This window comes from Pseudohaemophilus parahaemolyticus, assembly GCF_938021905.1.
Classification (GTDB): Bacteria; Pseudomonadota; Gammaproteobacteria; order Enterobacterales; family Pasteurellaceae; genus Haemophilus_A; species Haemophilus_A parahaemolyticus_B.
This window is the reverse complement of record NZ_CALIFA010000023.1, coordinates 1-20,350: the sequence shown is the minus strand read 5'-3', so window position 1 is coordinate 20,350 and position 20,350 is coordinate 1. Positions and strand designations below refer to the sequence as shown.

26 protein-coding genes and 1 pseudogene are annotated in these 20,350 nt (G+C 41.0%); 13 read left to right on the top strand and 14 right to left on the bottom strand.

Annotated features, from left to right (window positions below; genetic code table 11):
* Nucleotides 1-73: 73 nt before the first annotated feature.
* The 13 genes from QMF79_RS01690 to QMF79_RS01630 all read right to left on the bottom strand — a co-directional run bounded on the left by QMF79_RS01690 (nt 74) and on the right by QMF79_RS01630 (nt 8,967).
* Complete coding sequence (locus QMF79_RS01690; RefSeq protein WP_040218430.1) at nt 74-361, bottom strand: YfcZ/YiiS family protein; 288 nt, start codon at nt 359-361, stop codon at nt 74-76.
* 108 nt (nt 362-469) lie between these two features.
* Nucleotides 470-1,219: an amino acid ABC transporter ATP-binding protein gene (locus QMF79_RS01685; protein WP_281772511.1), complete on the bottom strand. Its 750-nt coding sequence runs from the start codon at nt 1,217-1,219 to the stop codon at nt 470-472.
* Nucleotides 1,220-1,228: 9 nt separating this feature from the next.
* Entirely contained in the window at nt 1,229-1,945 is a 717-nt protein-coding gene (locus QMF79_RS01680; protein WP_005706625.1) for an amino acid ABC transporter permease, read from the bottom strand.
* A 162-nt stretch (nt 1,946-2,107) separates the two neighbouring features.
* Nucleotides 2,108-2,794: a hypothetical protein gene (locus tag QMF79_RS01675; protein WP_281772509.1), complete on the bottom strand. Its 687-nt coding sequence runs from the start codon at nt 2,792-2,794 to the stop codon at nt 2,108-2,110.
* A gap of 109 nt (nt 2,795-2,903) precedes the next feature.
* Entirely contained in the window at nt 2,904-3,434 is a 531-nt protein-coding gene (locus QMF79_RS01670) for a hypothetical protein (protein ID WP_281772508.1), read from the bottom strand.
* 161 nt (nt 3,435-3,595) lie between these two features.
* Nucleotides 3,596-4,714: a protein adenylyltransferase Fic gene (gene fic / locus QMF79_RS01665; RefSeq protein ID WP_281772507.1), complete on the bottom strand. Its 1,119-nt coding sequence runs from the start codon at nt 4,712-4,714 to the stop codon at nt 3,596-3,598.
* Between the two features lie 148 nt (nt 4,715-4,862).
* Nucleotides 4,863-5,450, bottom strand: coding sequence for a Fic/DOC family protein (locus QMF79_RS01660; protein WP_281772506.1), 588 nt, complete (start codon nt 5,448-5,450; stop codon nt 4,863-4,865).
* Complete coding sequence (locus tag QMF79_RS01655; RefSeq protein ID WP_281772505.1) at nt 5,434-5,610, bottom strand: antitoxin VbhA family protein; 177 nt, start codon at nt 5,608-5,610, stop codon at nt 5,434-5,436. The genes QMF79_RS01660 and QMF79_RS01655 overlap by 17 nt, the downstream gene beginning before the upstream one ends.
* 93 nt (nt 5,611-5,703) lie before the next feature.
* Nucleotides 5,704-6,003 (bottom strand): heavy-metal-associated domain-containing protein, encoded by a 300-nt coding sequence (locus QMF79_RS01650; RefSeq protein ID WP_281772504.1) that lies wholly within the window; start codon nt 6,001-6,003, stop codon nt 5,704-5,706.
* Entirely contained in the window at nt 6,004-6,366 is a 363-nt protein-coding gene (locus QMF79_RS01645; RefSeq protein ID WP_281772503.1) for a mercuric transporter MerT family protein, read from the bottom strand.
* Entirely contained in the window at nt 6,338-7,447 is a 1,110-nt protein-coding gene (locus QMF79_RS01640) for a transglutaminase-like domain-containing protein (RefSeq protein WP_281772502.1), read from the bottom strand. Before QMF79_RS01640 ends, QMF79_RS01645 begins: the two co-directional genes overlap by 29 nt.
* Before the next feature lie 181 nt (nt 7,448-7,628).
* On the bottom strand, nt 7,629-8,408 hold the full coding sequence (locus QMF79_RS01635; RefSeq protein WP_281772501.1) for a transporter substrate-binding domain-containing protein: 780 nt from the start codon (nt 8,406-8,408) through the stop codon (nt 7,629-7,631).
* Nucleotides 8,409-8,493: 85 nt separating this feature from the next.
* Nucleotides 8,494-8,967: a YchJ family protein gene (locus QMF79_RS01630; RefSeq protein WP_281772500.1), complete on the bottom strand. Its 474-nt coding sequence runs from the start codon at nt 8,965-8,967 to the stop codon at nt 8,494-8,496.
* A gap of 454 nt (nt 8,968-9,421) precedes the next feature.
* Between QMF79_RS01630 and mnmG the strand changes: the two genes are divergently transcribed.
* Nucleotides 9,422-11,314, top strand: coding sequence for a tRNA uridine-5-carboxymethylaminomethyl(34) synthesis enzyme MnmG (mnmG, locus tag QMF79_RS01625; protein WP_281772499.1), 1,893 nt, complete (start codon nt 9,422-9,424; stop codon nt 11,312-11,314).
* Nucleotides 11,315-11,404: 90 nt separating this feature from the next.
* Here mnmG and QMF79_RS01620 read toward each other — a convergent pair whose 3' ends face one another.
* Nucleotides 11,405-11,806, bottom strand: a complete 402-nt coding sequence (locus QMF79_RS01620) for a hypothetical protein (RefSeq protein WP_281772498.1) — start codon at nt 11,804-11,806, stop codon at nt 11,405-11,407.
* Nucleotides 11,807-12,024: 218 nt separating this feature from the next.
* Here QMF79_RS01620 and rsmG point away from each other — a divergent pair, with 218 nt between their 5' ends.
* The 12 genes and pseudogenes from rsmG to QMF79_RS01560 all read left to right on the top strand — a co-directional run.
* Nucleotides 12,025-12,639, top strand: coding sequence for a 16S rRNA (guanine(527)-N(7))-methyltransferase RsmG (gene rsmG / locus QMF79_RS01615; protein WP_111428005.1), 615 nt, complete (start codon nt 12,025-12,027; stop codon nt 12,637-12,639).
* A 158-nt stretch (nt 12,640-12,797) separates the two neighbouring features.
* The gene (locus QMF79_RS01610) at nt 12,798-13,502 is read left to right on the top strand and encodes a DUF4198 domain-containing protein (protein WP_281772497.1); all 705 of its coding nucleotides are present in this window, start codon (nt 12,798-12,800) and stop codon (nt 13,500-13,502) included.
* Between the two features lie 13 nt (nt 13,503-13,515).
* Nucleotides 13,516-13,980 (top strand): carboxypeptidase regulatory-like domain-containing protein, encoded by a 465-nt coding sequence (locus QMF79_RS01605; RefSeq protein WP_281772496.1) that lies wholly within the window; start codon nt 13,516-13,518, stop codon nt 13,978-13,980.
* Nucleotides 13,980-14,585: a cobalt transporter CbiM gene (cbiM, locus tag QMF79_RS01600; RefSeq protein WP_281772495.1), complete on the top strand. Its 606-nt coding sequence runs from the start codon at nt 13,980-13,982 to the stop codon at nt 14,583-14,585. Before QMF79_RS01605 ends, cbiM begins: the two co-directional genes overlap by 1 nt.
* A gap of 1 nt (nt 14,586) precedes the next feature.
* Complete coding sequence (locus tag QMF79_RS01595; RefSeq protein ID WP_281772510.1) at nt 14,587-15,186, top strand: energy-coupling factor transporter transmembrane component T family protein; 600 nt, start codon at nt 14,587-14,589, stop codon at nt 15,184-15,186.
* Between the two features lie 6 nt (nt 15,187-15,192).
* On the top strand, nt 15,193-15,813 hold the full coding sequence (locus QMF79_RS01590) for an energy-coupling factor ABC transporter ATP-binding protein (RefSeq protein WP_281772494.1): 621 nt from the start codon (nt 15,193-15,195) through the stop codon (nt 15,811-15,813).
* Between the two features lie 79 nt (nt 15,814-15,892).
* Nucleotides 15,893-16,798: an urea transporter gene (locus tag QMF79_RS01585; RefSeq protein WP_281772493.1), complete on the top strand. Its 906-nt coding sequence runs from the start codon at nt 15,893-15,895 to the stop codon at nt 16,796-16,798.
* Nucleotides 16,799-16,865: 67 nt separating this feature from the next.
* On the top strand, nt 16,866-17,168 hold the full coding sequence (gene ureA, locus QMF79_RS01580) for an urease subunit gamma (protein WP_065251490.1): 303 nt from the start codon (nt 16,866-16,868) through the stop codon (nt 17,166-17,168).
* A gap of 75 nt (nt 17,169-17,243) precedes the next feature.
* Nucleotides 17,244-17,549 carry an urease subunit beta gene (gene ureB, locus QMF79_RS01575; RefSeq protein WP_038439445.1) on the top strand — a complete coding sequence of 102 codons (306 nt, stop codon included), beginning with the start codon at nt 17,244-17,246 and terminating at the stop codon, nt 17,547-17,549.
* 11 nt (nt 17,550-17,560) lie between these two features.
* Nucleotides 17,561-19,279: an urease subunit alpha gene (ureC, locus tag QMF79_RS01570; protein WP_281772492.1), complete on the top strand. Its 1,719-nt coding sequence runs from the start codon at nt 17,561-17,563 to the stop codon at nt 19,277-19,279.
* Between the two features lie 37 nt (nt 19,280-19,316).
* On the top strand, nt 19,317-19,937 hold the full coding sequence (locus QMF79_RS01565; protein WP_281772491.1) for a glutathione S-transferase: 621 nt from the start codon (nt 19,317-19,319) through the stop codon (nt 19,935-19,937).
* A 250-nt stretch (nt 19,938-20,187) separates the two neighbouring features.
* A pseudogene (locus QMF79_RS01560) lies at nt 20,188-20,350 on the top strand (urease accessory protein UreE); the annotation flags it as partial.

Sequence of the window (20,350 nt, the reverse complement as noted above, 5' to 3'; positions counted from 1 at the left end):
AAAGATTAACTTATTTGAAACAGAAAAATAAAAGATGAAAAAGCGAGAAATAAATTCTCGCTTTATCTAAAAATTAAATTGCACGCGTGCCTAATTGGAAAATGACCACTTCAGCTTGACAGCTAAAGGTAAAGTTCGCATCAAGTTTGAAACCACCTTCTACCGCATTGATTTGACTTTCTACTTGATAGCCTTCATCAACCGCTTTTGCTTTTGCATTTAAACGTGCTAATGCTTCTTGAGCTTCCGCTTCAGAGCCATAAACACGCTCAACTTGAGCCGTCACTTCGCTATTATCTAAAATAGAACCGACATCAAAAGTGTTGCAACCTGTGCATTCAATTGGTTTTTCGTTTTTCATAACATATCCCTTTTTTAAAAAGTGGATATAACTTTAATACTAATTAGTTAGTGGGTCAAACGCAGATTAAAAATTCTATGATCTAACGCAAAAGACGAATCTAAAAGATTAATGATCCCGAATTTGATGTAAGAACCGTTTAGTGCGTTCGTGTTGCGGATTTTCAAATAACGCTTTCGGCGAACCCTGTTCCACAATCTCCCCACCATCCATTACCACAACCACATCGGCAACATCTAAGGCAAACTTGATCTCGTGCGTGACCACCACCATCGTCCAGCCTTCATTTGCCAACTCTTTCATCGTGTTTAACACATCTTGTACAAGTTCTGGGTCAAGTGCAGACGTTGGTTCATCAAACAACATCAATTCAGGCTGAATCGCCAACGCTCGGGCAATCCCTACACGTTGCTGTTGCCCGCCCGAAAGTTGATATGGATAGAGTTCGGCTTTATCAGCTAATCCCACTTTCGCCAACAACGCCATTGCTTCTTGTTTAGCTTGTGTAACTGACTTTCCTTGCACAAATACAGGACCTTCCATCACATTTTCTACCGCTGTTTTATGCGGGAAAAGATTGTAATTTTGGAAGACCATCCCCGATTTACGTCGTAATGCTAAAATGGCTTTTTTTGTAGGATTATCCCCAAAATCGACTACTAGTGGTTGCTCATTCTCGAATTTAATCGTACCTTGCTCAGGCATTTCTAGAGCATTCAGACAACGCAAAAACGTCGTCTTGCCCGAACCTGAAGGCCCTAAAATCACCACCACTTGCCCTTTTTGAATATTCAGGTCAATACCACGCAAAATCGTATTGTTGCCAAATGTTTTATGGATATTTTTAATCTCGATCATCATTTTTCCTTATTTTGCAACAAAACGATTAAAACGGGTTTCTAATTTTGCTTGAATGAGAAACAGCACCCAGCAGAAACACCAATAAATCACACCCGCTTCAATATAAACGGGCAAGAAATCATACGACATATTTGCCATTTGTTGAGCTACGCGAAACATCTCCGTTACGGTTACCACCGAAGCCAATGAGGTATCTTTAAATAAGCCGATAAAAGTATTACTCAATGGCGGAACTGCCACGCGAACCGCTTGCGGAGCAATGATGCGACGGAAAGTTTGCATATAGGTCATCCCAATCGTATAACCCGCTTCCCACTGACCTTTCGGCACAGAAGAGATCGCCGCTCGCACCGTTTCCGACGCATACGCCCCGATATTGAGCGAGAAGCCGATAATCGCTGCGGGAATCGGGTCAATAAATACCCCAATCGCAGGCAAGCCATAGAACACTACCGAAATTTGCACCAACATTGGCGTACCACGAATAATCGAGATGTACACCTTCACAATTGCCAACGCGATTCGATGCAACACGCCATTTACAGGCGTTACACGAATTAACGCCACACCCACTGCTAAAATCATCCCAATAATAAAAGAAGCGATTGCCAACGGAATAGAGACTAACACCGCTGCTTCCACCATCGGCCAAAAAGCATCAATAACCAGCTTCACACGGCCTTCATCCATAAATGGGATTTGAAGTAATAAAGTTTCTAACACGGAAAATCCTTAAAAATTTGTTTTTCCCGATTGTAAGGAAAATTGGCTGGGTTGCAAGGGGAGATTAACGAATTGTTACAATATAGAAAAACAAGCGGTCTAAATCTGCAAAAGTTTTGCAAAATCAGACCGCTTGCGTTCAATGAGTTTGTCTTATCTATTTTAAGATTTTGCACCAATTTGCCACAATACCATATCAAGTAATTTCATTTGAGGATAACGTTGATCGCCAATACGATATTTTTCCCTCACGGCTTCAAACTGTGACTTATTTTCTTCATAAAATGCAGCCAATCTTTTCATTGAATGTAGCGAAAATAGACCTGAGGTAACTTTGGTTTTTCTTGCACCAAGAATAAAAAAACGGTCATAAGCAGGCGTACAACCTAAAGTTCCCAATAAAACTTTAGTAATTAAAATTTTTGAAATAGCATTTTCAATATCTTTATTCACCACACTTTGACGGATTACTTTATAAAATTGCTCTAATTTCGTATCAATTTCAACCAAACGCTCTTGTACAATTTTATCCGCTAACAGATTGTCACATTCTAGCCCCTGTAAGCAATCATATTCAGACTTTAAAATTTCTTTTACAATCGGAATATGCACTTTGTAATCCCGTTGTAATAAAAATGATGAACCGCGATACATTCCCCAACTAGCTAAATAAAAAGCTAATTGCAAACTTAAATAATCCAAATCAGGTTCTTTTTTATCACGATCTAAACGAGCCGAACGGAATTGTTGATAACAATGCTCCCAAGAAAGATAGCGATGATTTTTTTGTTTAGTAGAAGACGCAAATTCTTCAAATGCGTTGATCATTTCCGTAACAGTATTATCCATATTATATTTCCTACATAAGATAAAAGAGCATAAAAATGCTCTTTATTTATTAATAAATTAATCCAATAGATTAGTACGAACTTTATGAACTCTAGAAAAGCCACAATGCTCACATAGCCAAATAATTTCTTCTCTTTTGCCTCATGCATTTAATATAGCGAGTTTTTTCTCTTCCAGAAGCAGTTTTTTCTGTAACTTCTTTAGTTGATTCAAAAGGTTTACCGTATTTGGTTTCTAGATACCACATCGCATTAAGCTCTCCACATTTAGGGCATTTTCGTTCTATAGCTTCCTGAAGCTTCTCTTCTTCCTTTTCCAATGCTCTCTGGCGAGCCCGTTCTTCATCTAGCAATGCTCTCTGGCGAGCCTGTTCTTCTGCCCGTTTTCTACTATAAACAGCCCAACCACCGAATAAAACGACTAAAGCAACACTAATTAAAATTTGGTAAAGCATATCAAGTTCTATAAACCAATGATAAACATCGCTTATACTACGAATAACCCAATGATAAAGATCACCTATATTACGAATAAGCCAAGCAAGGGCATCAAAACACCAAACAATAACATCCCAAATAAAACCTAAAATAGCTCCAATCACACTAAAAATAAATTTGAAAACGAATATTATCGAATCCATAAAAAGACCTCATAAAACTTTTTTCCTTCAGGATTATTTCCTTAGATATGTCAATATCTAAGGAACACAGTGTACACTGTGCGAATTTTTATGATCGTAAGCTCACAATAAAAAAGCGGTCGAATTTGCAATTTATTTTACAAATTCGACCGCTTATTTATTTAGCTTAATGATGGATAAGGCATAAATTCGTTATTCTCGCCCCGTAATAACTCCATCAATTTAGGATGAATAAATAATTTATCTCTCCCAACAATTTGCTCACTCAAAACTCCTACATCACAAAGCTCTTTTAAGTATTTGGAGGCAGTTTGTCGTTTAGCAATGCCCGCTTGCTCTAAATTTGCTATGCGGGTGTAAGGCTGTTCAAATAATAACTCAATCAATTCCAAACTATAAAGATGAGGCAAGGATTGCTGAATATATCGCCGAGTTTCAATAGTTAGCACCTTAATCGCTTCGATTTTATTTAGCGTCCATTTTGCGGTATTTTCAATCCCTTTTAAGATATAAAGAACCCAATCTTGCCAGTTCTGATTGGCGGTTACCTCCAGTAACAAACGGTAATAATCCGCTTTATGTTCAATAATGTAACGGCTTAAATATAAAATAGGTAAGTGAAGAAGTTCTTTTTCAATCAATAACAAACTATTTAATATACGCCCCGTGCGACCGTTTCCATCTGTAAAGGGGTGAATTGCTTCAAACTGGTAATGAGCGACAGCTAACACAATCAGAGGATCTAAGTCTTCATTGTAATGGATAAATTTTTCCCAATTAGCTAATTTATCACGAATAATCTGTTCACCTTCAGGTGGCGTATAAATTACCTCCCCATTTGAACCATTACGCAATGCTGTTCCTGTCACTTTTCGAATATCCATTACTCGGTTTTTAATCTCACTACAAACCAGTACCGCTGTTTGTGTGCAAAGCGGACGTTCTTTTAAGCTATTAAATCCAGAAAACAGAGCGGTACGATATTGCAGCGCTTCTTTCGTTGCTGAGTCTTGTTCCTCGCTATCAAGTTGCAATGATTGAAAAAGTTTATCTGTCGTAGTAACAATATTCTCAATTTCACTACTGGCGCGAGCTTCCATAATCGGTAATGTATTGATTAACATCGATTGATTAGGAATAAGCTCCGCTGCTTGTTTGAGTTCAGCTAATGCGGCTCTAGCTTTAATGGTTTGCTTTAAAATTTCTTTAGTTTCCAACTCATCAACAGGAGGGAGATCGGGAAGTTGGTTGTAGGCAAGTTTAGGATTCCAATTGTTCATCTTTAAAAATCTCGATTTTTTAAACATATTTTGAGTATATGTTTATCCGATAAACATATCAACAGAATATGTTTAAAATTCCCCGATTTTTAAACATATACAAAAAACAAGCGGTCGGATTAGCGTTTGATTTTGCAAATTCGACCGCTTATTTACATTTGATACTACGCAAAATAAGCGCTTCTAATAGCGAGTAATCTGCTTTTCTAAAGGCTAAAATTGACGCTTCAATCATTTCATCCTGTGAAATATGAGAAAAATCCAATTTGTACCCAGCTTGATAGGCTAAATCTGAAATAAAAATTCGTTGGACTCGTCCATTTCCTTCTCGAAACGGATGATGCGCATTCAATTCCCCTAAATAAAAGGCTAACTTTTTGGCGATATTTTCTTTATTTAAACCTTGTAAATAATTTTCACACTTTAATTGTTTAAATATTTTGTTGAGCTCAGGCTCTATACGTTCAGGAAACGTAAACACCGTTTCATCTTTCGATAACGAACCTTGCCTAATTTGTCCCGCCCAATGATAAATAGGAGAAAAAATAAAACGATGAATGGCTTTAAGATGTTTTAAATCAAAATTTCCCGAAATGGGATTAGCTTTTAACATCGCTATTCGCAATGCCGTAATGTCTCGTTCACGATCCTCTAGCATTTCATTCGTTGTTGCGCCTAGTTTATTTTTAAGTACGCCATTCTCATCAATATGAGGATCGCTACTGCCATAACGCATAAATTTTGCTTTCCACTTGCTCTAATGTTAGTTCACCTTCAATCCAGCGATTTAATAATTGCTTTGTTTGCTCACTCACAAATAAACCTTCAATTGCATTATTGTTAATTGCAAATTGCACAGCCTCTTGGCGTTGCTGTTTTTCTGAAGCAGTATGCATTTTTCCTCCCTATGAATTTTTGATGATTATATAATAAACAAGCGGTCTGAATCTGCAAAAGTTTTGCAAAATCAGACCGCTTGTTTTTCCATATCACATCACTTTCGCGGTGTAGTGCAACTTTTCAATTGCTTGAATAAGTTGTTCGTTGCTCACCTCAGGTTTTGCCACAACTTTAACATTGCGTTCTTTCATATTAGCTTTGGTGGAAATCACGCCCTCAATGGAGCGGAGTTCTCGATTAACCAAATAAATGCAAAGTTGGCAGTTCATTTCTGGCACGCTGAGCATCACCTCGTGTTGCGATTGGGTTTGTGTCATTTCTGTTGCGATAGCTTGGCTTGCAAAGAAGGTTGTAAATGCAAGGCTTATCGCCAAAAGGAGAGATTTCATTTATTCCACCTGTTCCAAAATCCAAGGTAAAAACGTTGGATAAAATAAGAAGAAAAGGATGATGGCAAACACCAGCCAATAAAGCACAATCAAAGTGCGACGAGAAAGATAGCGGGTGCAGATGATTTTTTTAGAAAAAACCAACAACCAGAAACCATAACCGAATGCCCCCAATGAGAGAATGAGCATCGGGATGCGTAAAAACTCGAATTGGTTGAGCTCAATCAGCCACGTTGAAGAGATACCAAACAGCAGATAAATCAGCGGGGCAATACAACAGAGACTGGAGGTTACGGCTGCCACTACAGCCGTAACAATGGTCGCAAGCAGGCGATTATTTGATTTCTTTAGAGATAAATTCATAGCCGAGCTCTTTGGCATCGAATGAATTTAATGGCTCACCGCCCACTTCTGCATACGGATAACCAAAATTGTTAAGCGGGGTAAGTTCTGGTGTTGGGTATAAAGCGAAATCGCGCGCGTGGTTAAAACCAACCCAGTTAGCTTCCCAGTTGCCGAATAAATAGTTTGCCACGGCTTGTGTGTCTTTATCGTCTACCGATTTTTTCTCTGCTAAACGCATTTTAGCTACATCGGCAGAATCCACAGGTACCCAGCCAAAGCCTGCAAGATAAAATTCTGCACGGCAATGTTGTCCGCCCTTTACGTTAGCTACGCCATCTTTCGCACTACCAAATGCGGTTGCGGAGTAAGCAGACATTTTCGGTGCAGCACCTAAGCGAATGCCAAAAATTTCACGAGCAGGAATGTTTGATGCTCGAGCAAGTGCAACAAATACGGAGTTGATGTCGGTGCATTTTCCTTTTAATACGCCAGTGGTCAGAATTTTCTCTACATTCCCATCGCCACAACCTAATACGCTGTTATCGCGTTCCATATTTTTGACGATCCATTGATGAATAAGCTCCGCTTTTTTCAGTGGGTTCGTCTCTTTTCCAACGATTTTATCTGCCATTTCTTTCACGATACCGTCAATTTTAATGTGATCGGTCGCTTTTAAATAAGGCTGAACATCCACGCCATATTCAATTTTTTCAGGCATTTGATATTGACTCAGCGCGCCTGTTTTGCCATATTCGCGGTCTTGGGTTTGCACCACCATTTTCACTTTAAGCAGGCGTTTTTCCGCTTTTTCATCCCAATTGGCATAGAGCGTTTTTGCGCCATATTGGTTGTTTTCCGTGATAAATGCCTTGCTGTAGTTACCTTCAAACTCAAGCGATTTCAACGTTTGATAGTCGCTATCAAACGGCAATGGCACCCATAAATTAGTTTGCCCGCTTGCACCTTTGGGCACAACAAGATCGTAAGTATTGGTAAATTCGTAAGTGTGAAGTGTAGTATTTGGATGAGTAAACGTTTGAGGTTGGTTTGCGTAAGCAAAACCCGTTGCCATAAGTGAGGCAAGAAGCATTTTCTTCATTGTGATACCCTTAAAATAAACATAACTTGCTATATTTTAGCGTGAGGTTCGTTGTAAAAACGAGCTATTAGCATAGCGAGAATACACGAAGAAAGGAAGTGTTTTTAACAAAAAAATAAACAAGCGGTCGAATTTGCAATTTTATTTACAAATCCGACCGCTTGCGTACTAAAAAGTAAGATTATTTTACGCTCACATCACGCCCAAAGAATTGTTCGCCTAATGCTTTTAATTTGCCTTCGTTGCGAAGTTCCACGATAGCTGCGCTTAATTTATCCACTGCTGCTTGGTTGCCTTTGTTTGCCACTAAGCCCGCGCCCACTTTATCGCTCGATTCCCATAAAATTACTAAATCAGATTTTGGATTTTTCTTCAAGTAATCTAATACCGCTAAAGAGTCGTTGAAGGTGAAATCAGCACGTTTGGTTTCAATTACTTTCACACTTTGTGCTAAACCGTCCACAGGCACGATAACCGCCCCTGATTTTTTCGCTAATTCACCATAGTTAGAGGTGAGCGATTGGGCTGCACGTTTGCCTTTCACCACTTCTGGACTAGTGAGTTCACTGCCTTTTGGTGCAGCTAATACTGCGCCTGACCAGTTGTAAGGTTCGGTTTTGTCGAAGGTCGCTTGGCGTTCTGGGGTAGTGAGTGCCACTTGGTTTGCCACTAAGTCAAAACGATCTGATTTTAAGCCTGCGAGCATGGAATCCCAGTTGGTTTCTTTGAATTCCACTTTAAAGCCTAATTTTTCAGCCACTGCGCGGGTTACTTCCACATCGTAGCCCGTTAATTTGCCGCTTTCATCGTGGTAGGTAAATGGAGCGTAAGTGCCTTCGGTGCCGACAGTTACTACGCCTTTGTTATTGATACGATCTAATAAAGACTCTTTCGCAAAAGAGGTAGCTGAAGTCGCTAATGCCACAGTTGCCAATGCAATGACAGATAATTTTTTTAACATAATAAAATCCTTGGTTTGTTGAAAATAACTTTTGTGCAAATGTACGGGCAAATTTTACCGCTTGCAAATAACTAAAAGGAATAAGTTATAGCCAAGCCCCACAACAATGCTTAAATTTCTTACCCGAACCGCATACACACGGCTGTTTTTGGCTAGGCAAAGGCACTGTCGGATCCACAAAATACCAACACCCTTCAATTAACACAAACAGCGAACGCTCGTGGTGCGCCTCCACGCCTGATTCTGTATTAAAAAAGGCTTTAAATTCAACCAAGCTATGTATTTTCGACATTAATGGCTGATGCGCAATAATTTCCAAACCAGCCCAGTCTGTTTCCTCGCCCCATAATTGCATGGCTGGCAGATCTAATAAAGGCTGTTGTGCAGGTAGGGTCGTTTCCACAATATAAGGAATATTCACCAATGTATAAGCCGCATAGCGCGAACGCATCAGCTTTTCAGCAGAATCAGGAATAACTTGATGTAAATGAAAAGGCTGGCAGCAATCAGCATAAGATTTACCCGATTGACAAGGGCAAAGCGTAGTTGGATTTATCATAAATTCACTCGTTATCTAAATATGATGATGCGTAATAAGATAAAAATCAGCAAACAAACATTAAAAGCGTGACAAACCCATTGTGGATAACTTTGTGATTAAATCCAGAATAAGATGAGAGCTTTGTTTGAGTAACTTTTAATAAAAATTACCTTGTGGATAACTGAGGTGATTATCCACAATATATTCTTTTCTTAAAAAAACGATCTTAAAGGGTTTTGATCGTATTTAACTTATTGATCTAACGTTAAAAAATAGGTTTATCTACAAAAATGCGCTTCGCTAATAATTATAATAGTAAAGATCTCTTTATATAAAGATCTTTTATAATATTAGCGATCGTAAGATCAGCAAATTGATCGGTAGGTTACCTAAAAATGCTTTTCCTGATCGTGCTATTTTAAGGTAAAATGATCGCTTTCAAAACGCTAATAAACAAGCGAATAGGTGAGATATGATTTACAATGAAATTTATGATGTGATCGTCGTGGGTGGCGGTCATGCGGGCACCGAAGCTGCCCTTGCTCCCGCTCGGATGGGGCTAAAAACCTTACTTTTAACGCATAATGTAGATACTTTAGGGCAGATGTCGTGTAACCCTGCGATTGGTGGGATAGGTAAAGGGCATTTGGTTAAAGAGATCGATGCTATGGGCGGGATTATGGCATTGGCAACCGATAAAGCGGGGATCCAATTCCGTACCTTAAATAGCTCAAAAGGCCCTGCGGTGCGTGCAACTCGTGCACAAGCAGACCGTGTACTTTACCGCCAAGCGATTCGCACTACGCTTGAAAATCAGCCAAATTTAGATATTTTCCAACAAGAAGTCGTTGATATTTTAATCGAAAATAACCGTGCTTGCGGTGCAGTAACCAAAATGGGTTTAACCTTCAAAGCGCGCAGCGTCATTTTAACCGCGGGCACTTTCTTAGCGGGTAAGATCCATATCGGTTTGGATAACTACGAAGGCGGTCGTGCGGGCGATCCTGCAGCCACGACGTTGGCACAACGTTTACGCGATCTTAATTTACGTGTTGATCGCTTAAAAACAGGGACCCCTCCGCGTTTAGATGCGCGCACCATCAATTTTGATGTCTTGGCAAAACAGCACGGCGATGCACAATTACCTGTGATGTCATTTATGGGGAGCGTGGATTTACACCCTCGCCAAATTCCGTGCTATATCACTCATACCAATGAACAAACCCACGATTTAATTCGCAATAGCCTTGATCGTAGCCCGATGTATACAGGCATCATTGAAGGCGTTGGTCCGCGTTACTGCCCATCGATTGAAGATAAAGTGATGCGTTTTAGCGATCGTAATAGCCACCAAATCTACCTAGAGCCAGAAGGTTTAAGCACGATAGAAGTCTATCCAAACGGGATCTCAACCAGCTTACCATTCGATGTGCAAATGGGGATCGTGCATTCAATGAAAGGCTTGGAAAATGTGCGGATCATCAAACCAGGTTATGCGATTGAATACGACTATTTCGACCCACGCGATCTTAAACCAACCCTTGAAACAAAAGCAGTGGAAGGCTTATTCTTTGCGGGGCAAATCAACGGTACAACAGGCTATGAAGAAGCGGCTGCACAAGGTTTACTCGCGGGGATCAACGCTGCGTTACAAGTGCAAGGCAAAGAAGCGTGGTACCCAACACGTGACCTCGCTTATACTGGCGTATTAGTAGATGATCTCTGCACGCTGGGCACCAAAGAGCCATACCGAGTATTCACCTCTCGTGCCGAATATCGCTTATTACTGCGCGAAGACAATGCCGATATGCGTTTAACCCCAATCGCACACGATTTAGGCTTGATTGATGATGCTCGCTGGGCGCGTTTCAATGAAAAAATGGAAAACATCGAGAAAGAGCGTAGCCGTTTAAAACAGACCTGGGCACACGTGCAAATGGCGAATTTAGATGAGCTAAATGCGATGCTCAACAGCCCATTAACCCGTGAAGCAAGCGGTGAAGATTTAATCCGTCGCCCTGAAGTGAGCTACGAAACCTTAACCCAAATTGCGCCGTTTGCCCCTGCGATTGAAGATAAAGAAGCCGCTGAACAGGTGGAAATTTCGATCAAATATCAAGGTTATATTGAGCATCAATACCAAGAGATCGAACGTCATAAACGCCACGAAAATACCGCGATCCCTGCGGAATTTGACTACGACAAAGTAGAAAGTTTATCGAACGAAGTGCGAGCGAAACTGATGCAACATCGCCCTGTGACAATTGGTCAAGCAAGTCGTATTTCAGGTATTACCCCGGCTGCCATTTCAATCTTGCTAGTGAACTTGAAAAAACAAGGAATGCTTAAACGTAGTGAACTGTAAGTGAGAAGTAAGGTTTAGATAAAGTCTAAGTCTGGCAATAAAAAGCCCTACGAATAAGTAGGGCTAAGATAAAGGCTAATCTAATCAAAATTATAGATTTGCTTTTTTGGTTGCTTCAGCATTGATATCGCAGTTTTTTATGATGATTTGGTCGCTATTTTTACCTTTCTGAACTAGATTAACTGGGAAAACAGAATCAAACGTATCTAAAGTTAAACCGCTATCCACATTCCACACATACTTACCTGAAGTAAAGCTCGTAAAATCTGATTGTGATTTATCACGAGTGAAATTTTTTGCGATAATTTTGTTACCGATACTAACCATTGCACCAGTTGGTTCTTGGTTTTCGAATTGATATACTGCAGTGACAGTTTTCTTATTACAAGAATAAACAACCGTTTTATCTGTTACCATTGGAGCTGCTTTTGCATAGGTAGGTAATGCGATAATAACGGTAGCAAGTGCTGGTAAAAATTTAACAAATTTCATTATAAAATCCTCTTTTATTAATTACCCATAATTTATGGGCACGTAATTAGAACATGTTAATGAAATAAAGTTCCTATATAAAAAATGAAATATAGCCAGCATAGATAACATCCTAAACGTTAGGATGCCCAAATAAAAGGCATTTTGTGTAATATAAATAAAATTATTCGGTATTATTTTTCATCGTAAAATAGAGATAAAACGTAGGAAATAGTAAAATGAACCAAAAATTAGACCGCTTGCTGAGCCAAGCGAAGATTGAAATTAGTGAACAACAAAAACAGCAACTAGTTGATTTTGTTAAACTTTTAGACAAATGGAATAAAGCATATAACCTTACTTCTGTGCGTGATCCTGAAGAGATGTTAGTCAAGCATATTATGGACAGCCTTGTGGTTAGCCAGCATCTTGAAGGTAATCAATTTATTGATGTTGGTACAGGGCCTGGCTTGCCAGGAATTCCGCTGGCAATCATCAACCCTGATAAACAATTCACACTGCTTGATAGCCTTGGCAAACGCATTACTTTTATTAAAAACGCGGTGCGAGAGTTAAAATTGACTAACGTAACGCCTGTGCTAAGTCGTGTAGAAGAGTATCAAGAGAAGCAATTTGATGGCGTATTAAGCCGTGCATTTGCTAGCCTCAATGATATGGTTAATTGGTGTTATCACCTCCCAAATACAAGCGGTCGTTTTTATGCCCTAAAAGGACAATACCAGCCTGAAGAGGTTGCTGAAATCAACCAATCTGTAAAACAACTAGATGTAATTAAGCTTCAAGTGCCAGAGTTAGTTGGTGAACGTCATTTAGTTGTGTTGGCAAAAAAATAGATATTTGAAGTGGTATGATTTGGCAAAATTTAAGTAAGCTCAGACTACTTATTTCCCTTAATCTAACTTTATTTAACGATAAAAATATCTAATTTTAAAAGTTAAAAAAACTAAGTAATAATTCCCATTAATTTCTGTCACTAGGAGGATTTTTAGCAATGAAATTGACATCTACGCTTATCGCAACTTTACTTTTCTCTGGTGTGGCTTCGGCTCACAATGTCTGGTTAGAACCCGAATCAAATATGGGGGGAATTCAACGTTATGTTGTCAAATTTGGGCACGAACAAACCGAGTTTTATCCTCAAGCAAAATTAAAACGAGTGAGATATATTGATGAACAAGGGCAAGTTCAGGACACAACGTTTAAATTTTATGCGAAACAAGGTGATAAAGGGGAAGCAGTTGTTGGTGATAAAGGAGCCAAAATTTATTACACCTTATTTAACAATGGAATTTGGTCTAAATTGCCTAGTGGCAAGTATGTTGAGAAAACGAAGCGAGAAGTACCTAATGCGGAGTTTTCGATTAACCCGATTAAATTAAGTAAGTCGATTGTGAAATGGGATGATGATGCGATGAAATATCATCATATGGACTACGAGCTCGTTCCACTTTCTAAACCTGAGGCAGGTAAAGTTCTCGATATTTTGGTTTTAAAACAAGGTAAACCTGTTCAAGGCATTAAAGTAGGATTAGGGGAAGAGCAGCCCTTTAATCTTTCAAATGCACAAGGAATAGCCCAATTTACCCCAACCCAAGGCTTTAATAAAGTGTGGGCGGAATTCGAGGAAAAAGTGGCAGGCAATCCTGATTATTCTGATCGTTCTTATGAATATATGCTGACCTTTGATGTACCATAATTCTATAAAGTCGATGATAAACAAACTCTTACAAGCGGTCATTTTTCTATTTTTTTCTGCTAATACTTTTGCCCATGCGTTGCACATTACTGCCCAATATGATGGTGTGGCGATTTCGGGTAAGGCATATTATTCCGACCAGACTCCTGCCGTGGATACTTATGTGGAGGCGGTGAAACAGGGTGAAACTGATCCTGTGGTTTATGGTAAAACCGACCGTGAAGGACGGTTCAATTTGCCGTTTAATCAAGAGGGTACATTCAGTGTGATTATTGAGGGAATGGAAGGGCATCGGGCGGAAACGCAGGTAACGAAAATGCAGGCTCAAGCGGTTTCTAGCCAAGAAATTCAACTATTGCGAGAAGAGATCTCTCAGCTTCGAGATAAGATCTACTGGCGAGATATTTTCGGTGGCATTGGTTATATTCTCGGTATTTTCGGGACGGTTGCTCTGCTCAAAACAAGGAAGGGGCAATAATGCATTTATCTGAAGGCGTGTTGCACAGTCAAACCTTGATTGTTTGGGCTGCCGTAGCGGTGGCGGGCATTGCACTTGGCTTAAAACGGCTGCAATCCGACCATTTGTCTCTCACTGCACTCTTTGCCGCAGCTTTTTTTGTGGCAAGTACCATCCACATTCCTGTAGGCATCGGTAGCGTGCATTTGATTTTAAATGGCGTGGCAGGCATTTTCCTCGGTTGGGCAGTGTTTCCAGCTTTTTTGATTGCTTTGGTGTTGCAAGCTTTGCTTTTCTCCTTCGGCGGTTTCTCTGTGTTAGGCGTGAACCTCTGCATTATGGCGTTGCCTGCGTTGGTAATGCATTATTTGAGCCGACCGCTACTAAGAGAACTTACCCGCAAGCGGTTAATTTCTGCAGGTATTTTGGCTGGTGTGCTGGGTGTTGGTGGTTCCGCACTGATTGCCTCTCTGGTATTGGCGATGGATGGTGGTAAGCAGTATGCTGATCTCATTGGGCTACTCATCGTCTCTCACTTGCCCGTATTTGTGGTTGATAGCCTGATTAGCGTGGGGGTGTTGCTCACCCTTGCTAAAATGATGCCTGAGACATTGCATCGTGAGTAATGTGAAAAAATGGTTCGAGCCACACTATCGCATAGTTTATGTTTGCCTGTTTGGTGTGATTGTCAGTAGCCTGACATCGGTAAAACTACTGGCAATTTTAACCGCTTGCGTGCTGTTTGCCGTCTGTTTTTTGCATAGTCATCAGCCGAAACATTTGCTGAAACGCTGGCTGAAGTTTAACTTTTTTTCTGTGCTACTGTGGGCAACTTTAAGCTGGAAAATAGGCGAAAATGGGCTGAGCTGGAATGAAAATGGGATAAATCTCGCGATTTTGATTACACTTCGAATGAACCTGATTGTGCTGTCGACTTGGCTGTTTTTGCACCACATTACTGACACTATTTTAGTGCAAGCCATCGCCAAATTACCGCTGCCGAAAAAGCTCATTCATCTGTTTATTTTAAGTGTGCGTTATATTTCTCTGCTGGCGGAACTCAATCAAAAAATGGATATGGCAATGAAAGCCCGCGGGTTTCAGCCAAAATTTAACCTGTTTACGATGAAAGTCTATGCCCAACGGGTAGCTCTGTTGCTGATTCATGCGATGCTCAAAGCCGAAAAAGCGGAAATGGCGATGAAGGCGAGGGGATTTAAACTTTAATAAAAAATGGTACTCAACGTCAATCACTTAACCCTTCACCGCAACCAACAAGCGGTGATTTCTGACTTAACTTTTTCAATTACCGACCAGCAAAAATTTGTTTTGCAAGGTGAAATTGGCACGGGCAAATCAACGCTATTGCTAGCCTTGCTTGGCTTTGTGCCGCTGCATTCGGGCGAGATCAACTGGTTTGGTAAAAGCTGCCGCCAAGAAGCGGATTTTATGCCGTTGCGTGGCACAGTCGGGATCTGCTTTCAACAAGCAGACGACCAACTGTTTGGACCAACGGTGCTAGATGATGTCGCGTTTGGTTGCTTAAACCAAGGCAAAAGTAAGGCGGAAGCCTATCAAATCGCCTTGGTGCAACTGGAACGCTTGGGCATTGTGCATTTGAAAGATCGCCCCGTGAACTTACTTTCAGGCGGAGAGAAAAATTTTACCGCCTTGGCGGGCGTGCTGGCTATGCAACCGAAAATGTTGCTGTTAGACGAACCCACCAACGGGCTGGATGCAAAAAACAAAGCAAAACTGACCGCTTTATTGCAAGCGTTGGAGTTGCCTATGCTGATCGCTAGCCACGATTTGGCGTTTAGTGAGGCGTTGGCGGACGAGGTGATTTGTTTATGATCGCATTTCCTCCCTCTGCAAACGGAAGGAAAGAAAAAAGTATGTGAAGAATTCTTAAAACAACAAAAACGAGGAAGTTATGCAAACACTCATTAAAGAAACATTCACAGGTATTGGGCAGATCTTTCTGCAGGAAAACGGATTAACGGGGCTCGTGATTACGATCGCAATGTTTTTTAGCCATTGGACGCTCGGCGTGGCGTGTTTTCTCGGCTCGTTGGTCGGCACGCTGACCGCACGTGCATTAAAATACCCGATCAGACAAATTCAACAAGGGTTATTCGGCTTTAATAGCTCACTCGCCTTTATGTGCGTGATGTTCACCTTCGGAGAAGAGAGTGCAGAGAGCCCTCTGTTGTGGCTGTGGGGTATTCTGGCTTCCGTTGTCGCCACGTTGATAATGCGCACTTTTTTACAACGCCGAAAAGTGGCGTTCACCTTCCCATTCGTCCTAACTTGCTGGTTACTTTGTTTTCTCACTGCTAAATTTCAACTCTTTGGTTTGGAACAAACTACGCCTGAGCTATCCGATTACACTGATACTTTTAATGCCATTCAAAGCCCACTCTACGCATGGGCGGAAGTCAATTTCGGCTCAAGCGTAATTACGGGGGGTTTGCTGTTTGTGGCAATTGCGATTAGCTCCCCCATGGCGGCTATGTACGGTATGGCAGCCGCAGTATTAGGAACAGCATTTGCCCATCATTTATTGGCGGTCGGACACAATAATCTTGCCAACGGCTTATACGGCTTTTCACCAATTTTGGTTGCCTGTGCTTTTGCGGGCGAACGGTTGTGTCACTTTTTTTATATCTTAGTTGGCACTTTGCTTGCGGTGTTAATCCAATTCGGCTTTTCTGTCCTTGGCATCGCACCTTACACCATCGGTTTTATCCTCGCCAGTTGGCTGATTTTATGGATGAAATCGAAGGTTGAAAAGGTTGATATCAATAAAGAAAAATGGTTGAAATGGCTTAACCCTTAACACAAACAACCGTACAAGCGGTATAATTTTCACAACTTTTTGCAAATCACAATAGAAGGAATTAATTATGCACTTAACATCAAGAGAACAAGAAAAGCTGATGCTTTTTCTTGCGGGCGAATTGGCGGCAAAACGCAAAGCTCGCGGACTAAAATTAAACTACCCAGAATCCATCGCTTACATCGCTAGCCACTTGCAAGAAGCAGCTCGTGATGGAATGTCTGTGGCTGAAGTGATGCAATATGGCTCAACACTTTTAACCGTTGATGATGTAATGGAAGGCGTCGCTGAAATGGTGCACGAAGTGCAGATTGAGGCGACTTTCCCAGATGGTACAAAACTTGTGACGGTGCATAACCCAATCAGATAACCGTAGGGTGGGCTTTAGCCCACCAAATAAAAATATCAATGGTGGGCTAAAGCTCACCCTATAAGGAACAAAGATATGATCCCAGGCGAATACCAATTAGCCGAAGGCGATATTCTCGCCAATGTTGGCAGAAAAACCGTAAAAATCGAAGTAACTAATTCAGGCGACCGCCCAATTCAAGTTGGCTCTCACTACCATTTTTTTGAAACCAATAATGCCCTTAAATTTGACCGCACTTTAGCGCGCGGAATGCGTTTGAATGTGCCTTCTGGTAATGCGGTGCGTTTCGAACCGGGCGAAGCCAAAACGGTTGAGTTAGTGGCTTTTGGTGGTAACCAAATCATTTACGGTTTCCATAATCAAATTGATGGCAAATTATAAGGTAGGGCAGAATGGCATTAACAATTTCAAGAGCACAATATGTAGCAACTTATGGTCCAACCGTTGGCGATAAAGTCCGTTTGGGCGATACCAATTTATGGGCAACTATTGAGCAAGATTTATTGACCAAAGGCGATGAGTGTAAATTTGGTGGCGGTAAAAGTGTACGCGATGGTATGGCACAAAGCGGCACTGCAACTCGCGATAATCCAAATGTATTAGATTTTGTGATCGCTAACGTGATGATTATTGATGCTAAATTAGGCATTATCAAAGCCGATATTGGTATTCGTAATGGGCGTATTGTCGGTATTGGACAAGCAGGTAACCCGGACACCATGGATAACGTCACGCCAAATATGATTATCGGTGCAAGCACGGAAGTGCATAACGGTGCACATTTAATTGCGACCGCTGGCGGTATCGATACGCACATTCACTTTATTTGTCCACAACAAGCACAACATGCGATTGAAAGTGGCGTTACCACGCTAATTGGTGGTGGAACAGGCCCTGCTGATGGTACACACGCAACCACTTGTACACCAGGTGCGTGGTATATGGAACGAATGTTCCAATCGGCAGAAGCCTTACCTGTTAACGTAGGTTTTTTTGGTAAAGGAAACTGTTCAACTTTAGACCCGCTACGTGAACAAATTGAAGCGGGTGCATTAGGTTTAAAAATCCATGAGGACTGGGGCGCTACGCCTGCAGTAATCGATTCTGCATTAAAAGTCGCAGATGAAATGGATATTCAAGTGGCAATTCATACCGACACGCTAAATGAAAGCGGATTCTTAGAAGATACCATGAAAGCAATTGACGGACGTGTCATTCACACCTTCCATACTGAAGGTGCAGGTGGCGGTCATGCACCTGACATCATTAAAGCAGCGATGTATCCAAACGTATTGCCTGCTTCAACCAACCCGACTCGTCCATTTACGAAAAACACCATTGATGAACATTTAGATATGTTGATGGTTTGCCATCACTTAGATAAACGTGTACCAGAAGACGTGGCATTTGCCGATAGTCGTATCCGTCCTGAAACCATTGCTGCAGAAGATATTTTGCATGATATGGGCGTCTTCTCGATTATGAGTTCAGACTCTCAAGCGATGGGACGTATTGGCGAAGTCGTTATTCGTACTTGGCAAACCGCTGATAAAATGAAAATACAACGTGGCGAGTTAGGCAATGAAGGAAACGATAACTTCCGCATTAAACGCTATATCGCGAAATACACCATCAACCCAGCAATTGCACACGGTATTGCAGATCATATTGGTTCGTTAGAAGTGGGCAAAATTGCGGATATTGTGTTATGGAAACCGATGTTCTTTGGGGTAAAACCTGAAGTAGTAATTAAAAAAGGCTTTATTAGCTACGCGAAAATGGGCGATCCGAACGCATCAATTCCAACGCCGCAACCTGTATTCTACCGTCCGATGTACGGTGCACAAGGCTTAGCAACGGCACAAACAGCAGTATTCTTTGTTTCACAAGCCGCTGAAAAATCCGATATTCGTGCGAAATTCGGTTTACACAAAGAAACCATTGCCGTCAAAGGCTGCCGCAGTGTAGGTAAAAAAGATCTCGTTCATAACAACGAGACACCTGAAATCACGGTGGATCCAGAACGCTATGAAGTACGTGTAGATGGTGAGCTAATTACCTGTGAACCTGTGGATACGGTGCCATTAGGACAACGATATTTCATGTTCTAATTAGAAAAGATCGGTCAAATTTTAAGGAGAATTTACAATGAAACTTTGGTACTCCACCACCAGCCCGTATGTACGTAAAGTGCTGGTAACGTTGAAATATCAACAACTATTAGACAAAACAGAATTGATTAAAATTAGTTCATCATTTGATGCAAGCTCTCCGCATAATCAGGCAAATCCTCTGGGGAGAGTGCCAGCGTTAGAACGTAATTGTGGTAATTGGCTTTATGGCAGTTTGCTGATTTGTGAATATCTTGATCAAAAAGGCAAGGTAGAGCCTAAACTCATTCCAGAAAGCGGCAAACCACGCTGGGCAGCGTTAGCGTTGCATAATTTAGCCGATGGCATTATGGAAAATACCGTGCCGATGATGGCTGAAAAAATGCTTCGCCCTGAAAGCGAATGGTGGACAGCTCGCCATCAACAACTAACCGAACGTAATCGTCAAAGTTTTGCAAGACTTGAGCAAGATTTAAAACCGTTTGGCACGGAATTAAACATCGGTACGCTAACGGCAGTCGCAGTCATTGATTGGTTCTTGTTTAGAGCAGAGAAAATTGGATTAGATCTTGCAAAAGAATTTCCAAATTTAACCGCTTGGGCAGCAGAGATGAATGAACAATATGAGGTTTTAAGAGAAACAAAGCCAACTTTGTAACCATTTTTGTGGCGTCACGAAATTGGTCTAAATAACCTAATTTCTCTTTTTTTCTTCTGCCAAATCTCCCCTCCCCCTCTTTGCTAAAGAGGGGAAAGAACGAGCGAGATTTTATATCATTGTTCTACTTTGATATGGCAAATATAAATGAGTCAGATGACAGCAAATTTATAAAGAAAATCCCTCTTTATCAAAGAGAGGCGGGGAGATTGGGCAACCTTAATTAGCGAAGAAAATAAGTAATACAAAAATGAAAATCCTCACCCCCATTCTGCCTATTATGGATACCATTTTAGGCGACTTAGTTAGCCTCCAAACAGAAGGCAAAATTACCCATCAAACCATTGAACGTGTGCCGTTGCAGTGGTATGAAAGCGAACGGAATATTTTGCGTAAAACCACAAATACGGGGC

Excerpts from the sequence above, each read along its gene's own strand:
- QMF79_RS01690 (WP_040218430.1), bottom strand. The coding sequence starts at position 361 with ATGAAAAACGAAAAACCAATTGAATGCACAGGTTGCAACACTTTTGAT.
- QMF79_RS01685 (WP_281772511.1), bottom strand. The coding sequence starts at position 1,219 with ATGATCGAGATTAAAAATATCCATAAAACATTTGGCAACAATACGATT.
- QMF79_RS01675 (WP_281772509.1), bottom strand. The coding sequence starts at position 2,794 with ATGGATAATACTGTTACGGAAATGATCAACGCATTTGAAGAATTTGCG.
- QMF79_RS01670 (WP_281772508.1), bottom strand. The coding sequence starts at position 3,434 with ATGGATTCGATAATATTCGTTTTCAAATTTATTTTTAGTGTGATTGGA.
- fic (WP_281772507.1), bottom strand. The coding sequence starts at position 4,714 with ATGAACAATTGGAATCCTAAACTTGCCTACAACCAACTTCCCGATCTC.
- QMF79_RS01660 (WP_281772506.1), bottom strand. The coding sequence starts at position 5,450 with ATGCGTTATGGCAGTAGCGATCCTCATATTGATGAGAATGGCGTACTT.
- QMF79_RS01655 (WP_281772505.1), bottom strand. The coding sequence starts at position 5,610 with ATGCATACTGCTTCAGAAAAACAGCAACGCCAAGAGGCTGTGCAATTT.
- QMF79_RS01650 (WP_281772504.1), bottom strand. The coding sequence starts at position 6,003 with ATGAAATCTCTCCTTTTGGCGATAAGCCTTGCATTTACAACCTTCTTT.
- QMF79_RS01645 (WP_281772503.1), bottom strand. The coding sequence starts at position 6,366 with ATGAATTTATCTCTAAAGAAATCAAATAATCGCCTGCTTGCGACCATT.
- QMF79_RS01640 (WP_281772502.1), bottom strand. The coding sequence starts at position 7,447 with ATGAAGAAAATGCTTCTTGCCTCACTTATGGCAACGGGTTTTGCTTAC.
- QMF79_RS01635 (WP_281772501.1), bottom strand. The coding sequence starts at position 8,408 with ATGTTAAAAAAATTATCTGTCATTGCATTGGCAACTGTGGCATTAGCG.
- QMF79_RS01630 (WP_281772500.1), bottom strand. The coding sequence starts at position 8,967 with ATGATAAATCCAACTACGCTTTGCCCTTGTCAATCGGGTAAATCTTAT.
- mnmG (WP_281772499.1), top strand. The coding sequence starts at position 9,422 with ATGATTTACAATGAAATTTATGATGTGATCGTCGTGGGTGGCGGTCAT.
- QMF79_RS01620 (WP_281772498.1), bottom strand. The coding sequence starts at position 11,806 with ATGAAATTTGTTAAATTTTTACCAGCACTTGCTACCGTTATTATCGCA.
- rsmG (WP_111428005.1), top strand. The coding sequence starts at position 12,025 with ATGAACCAAAAATTAGACCGCTTGCTGAGCCAAGCGAAGATTGAAATT.
- QMF79_RS01610 (WP_281772497.1), top strand. The coding sequence starts at position 12,798 with ATGAAATTGACATCTACGCTTATCGCAACTTTACTTTTCTCTGGTGTG.
- QMF79_RS01605 (WP_281772496.1), top strand. The coding sequence starts at position 13,516 with ATGATAAACAAACTCTTACAAGCGGTCATTTTTCTATTTTTTTCTGCT.
- cbiM (WP_281772495.1), top strand. The coding sequence starts at position 13,980 with ATGCATTTATCTGAAGGCGTGTTGCACAGTCAAACCTTGATTGTTTGG.
- QMF79_RS01590 (WP_281772494.1), top strand. The coding sequence starts at position 15,193 with ATGGTACTCAACGTCAATCACTTAACCCTTCACCGCAACCAACAAGCG.
- QMF79_RS01585 (WP_281772493.1), top strand. The coding sequence starts at position 15,893 with ATGCAAACACTCATTAAAGAAACATTCACAGGTATTGGGCAGATCTTT.
- ureA (WP_065251490.1), top strand. The coding sequence starts at position 16,866 with ATGCACTTAACATCAAGAGAACAAGAAAAGCTGATGCTTTTTCTTGCG.
- ureB (WP_038439445.1), top strand. The coding sequence starts at position 17,244 with ATGATCCCAGGCGAATACCAATTAGCCGAAGGCGATATTCTCGCCAAT.
- ureC (WP_281772492.1), top strand. The coding sequence starts at position 17,561 with ATGGCATTAACAATTTCAAGAGCACAATATGTAGCAACTTATGGTCCA.
- QMF79_RS01565 (WP_281772491.1), top strand. The coding sequence starts at position 19,317 with ATGAAACTTTGGTACTCCACCACCAGCCCGTATGTACGTAAAGTGCTG.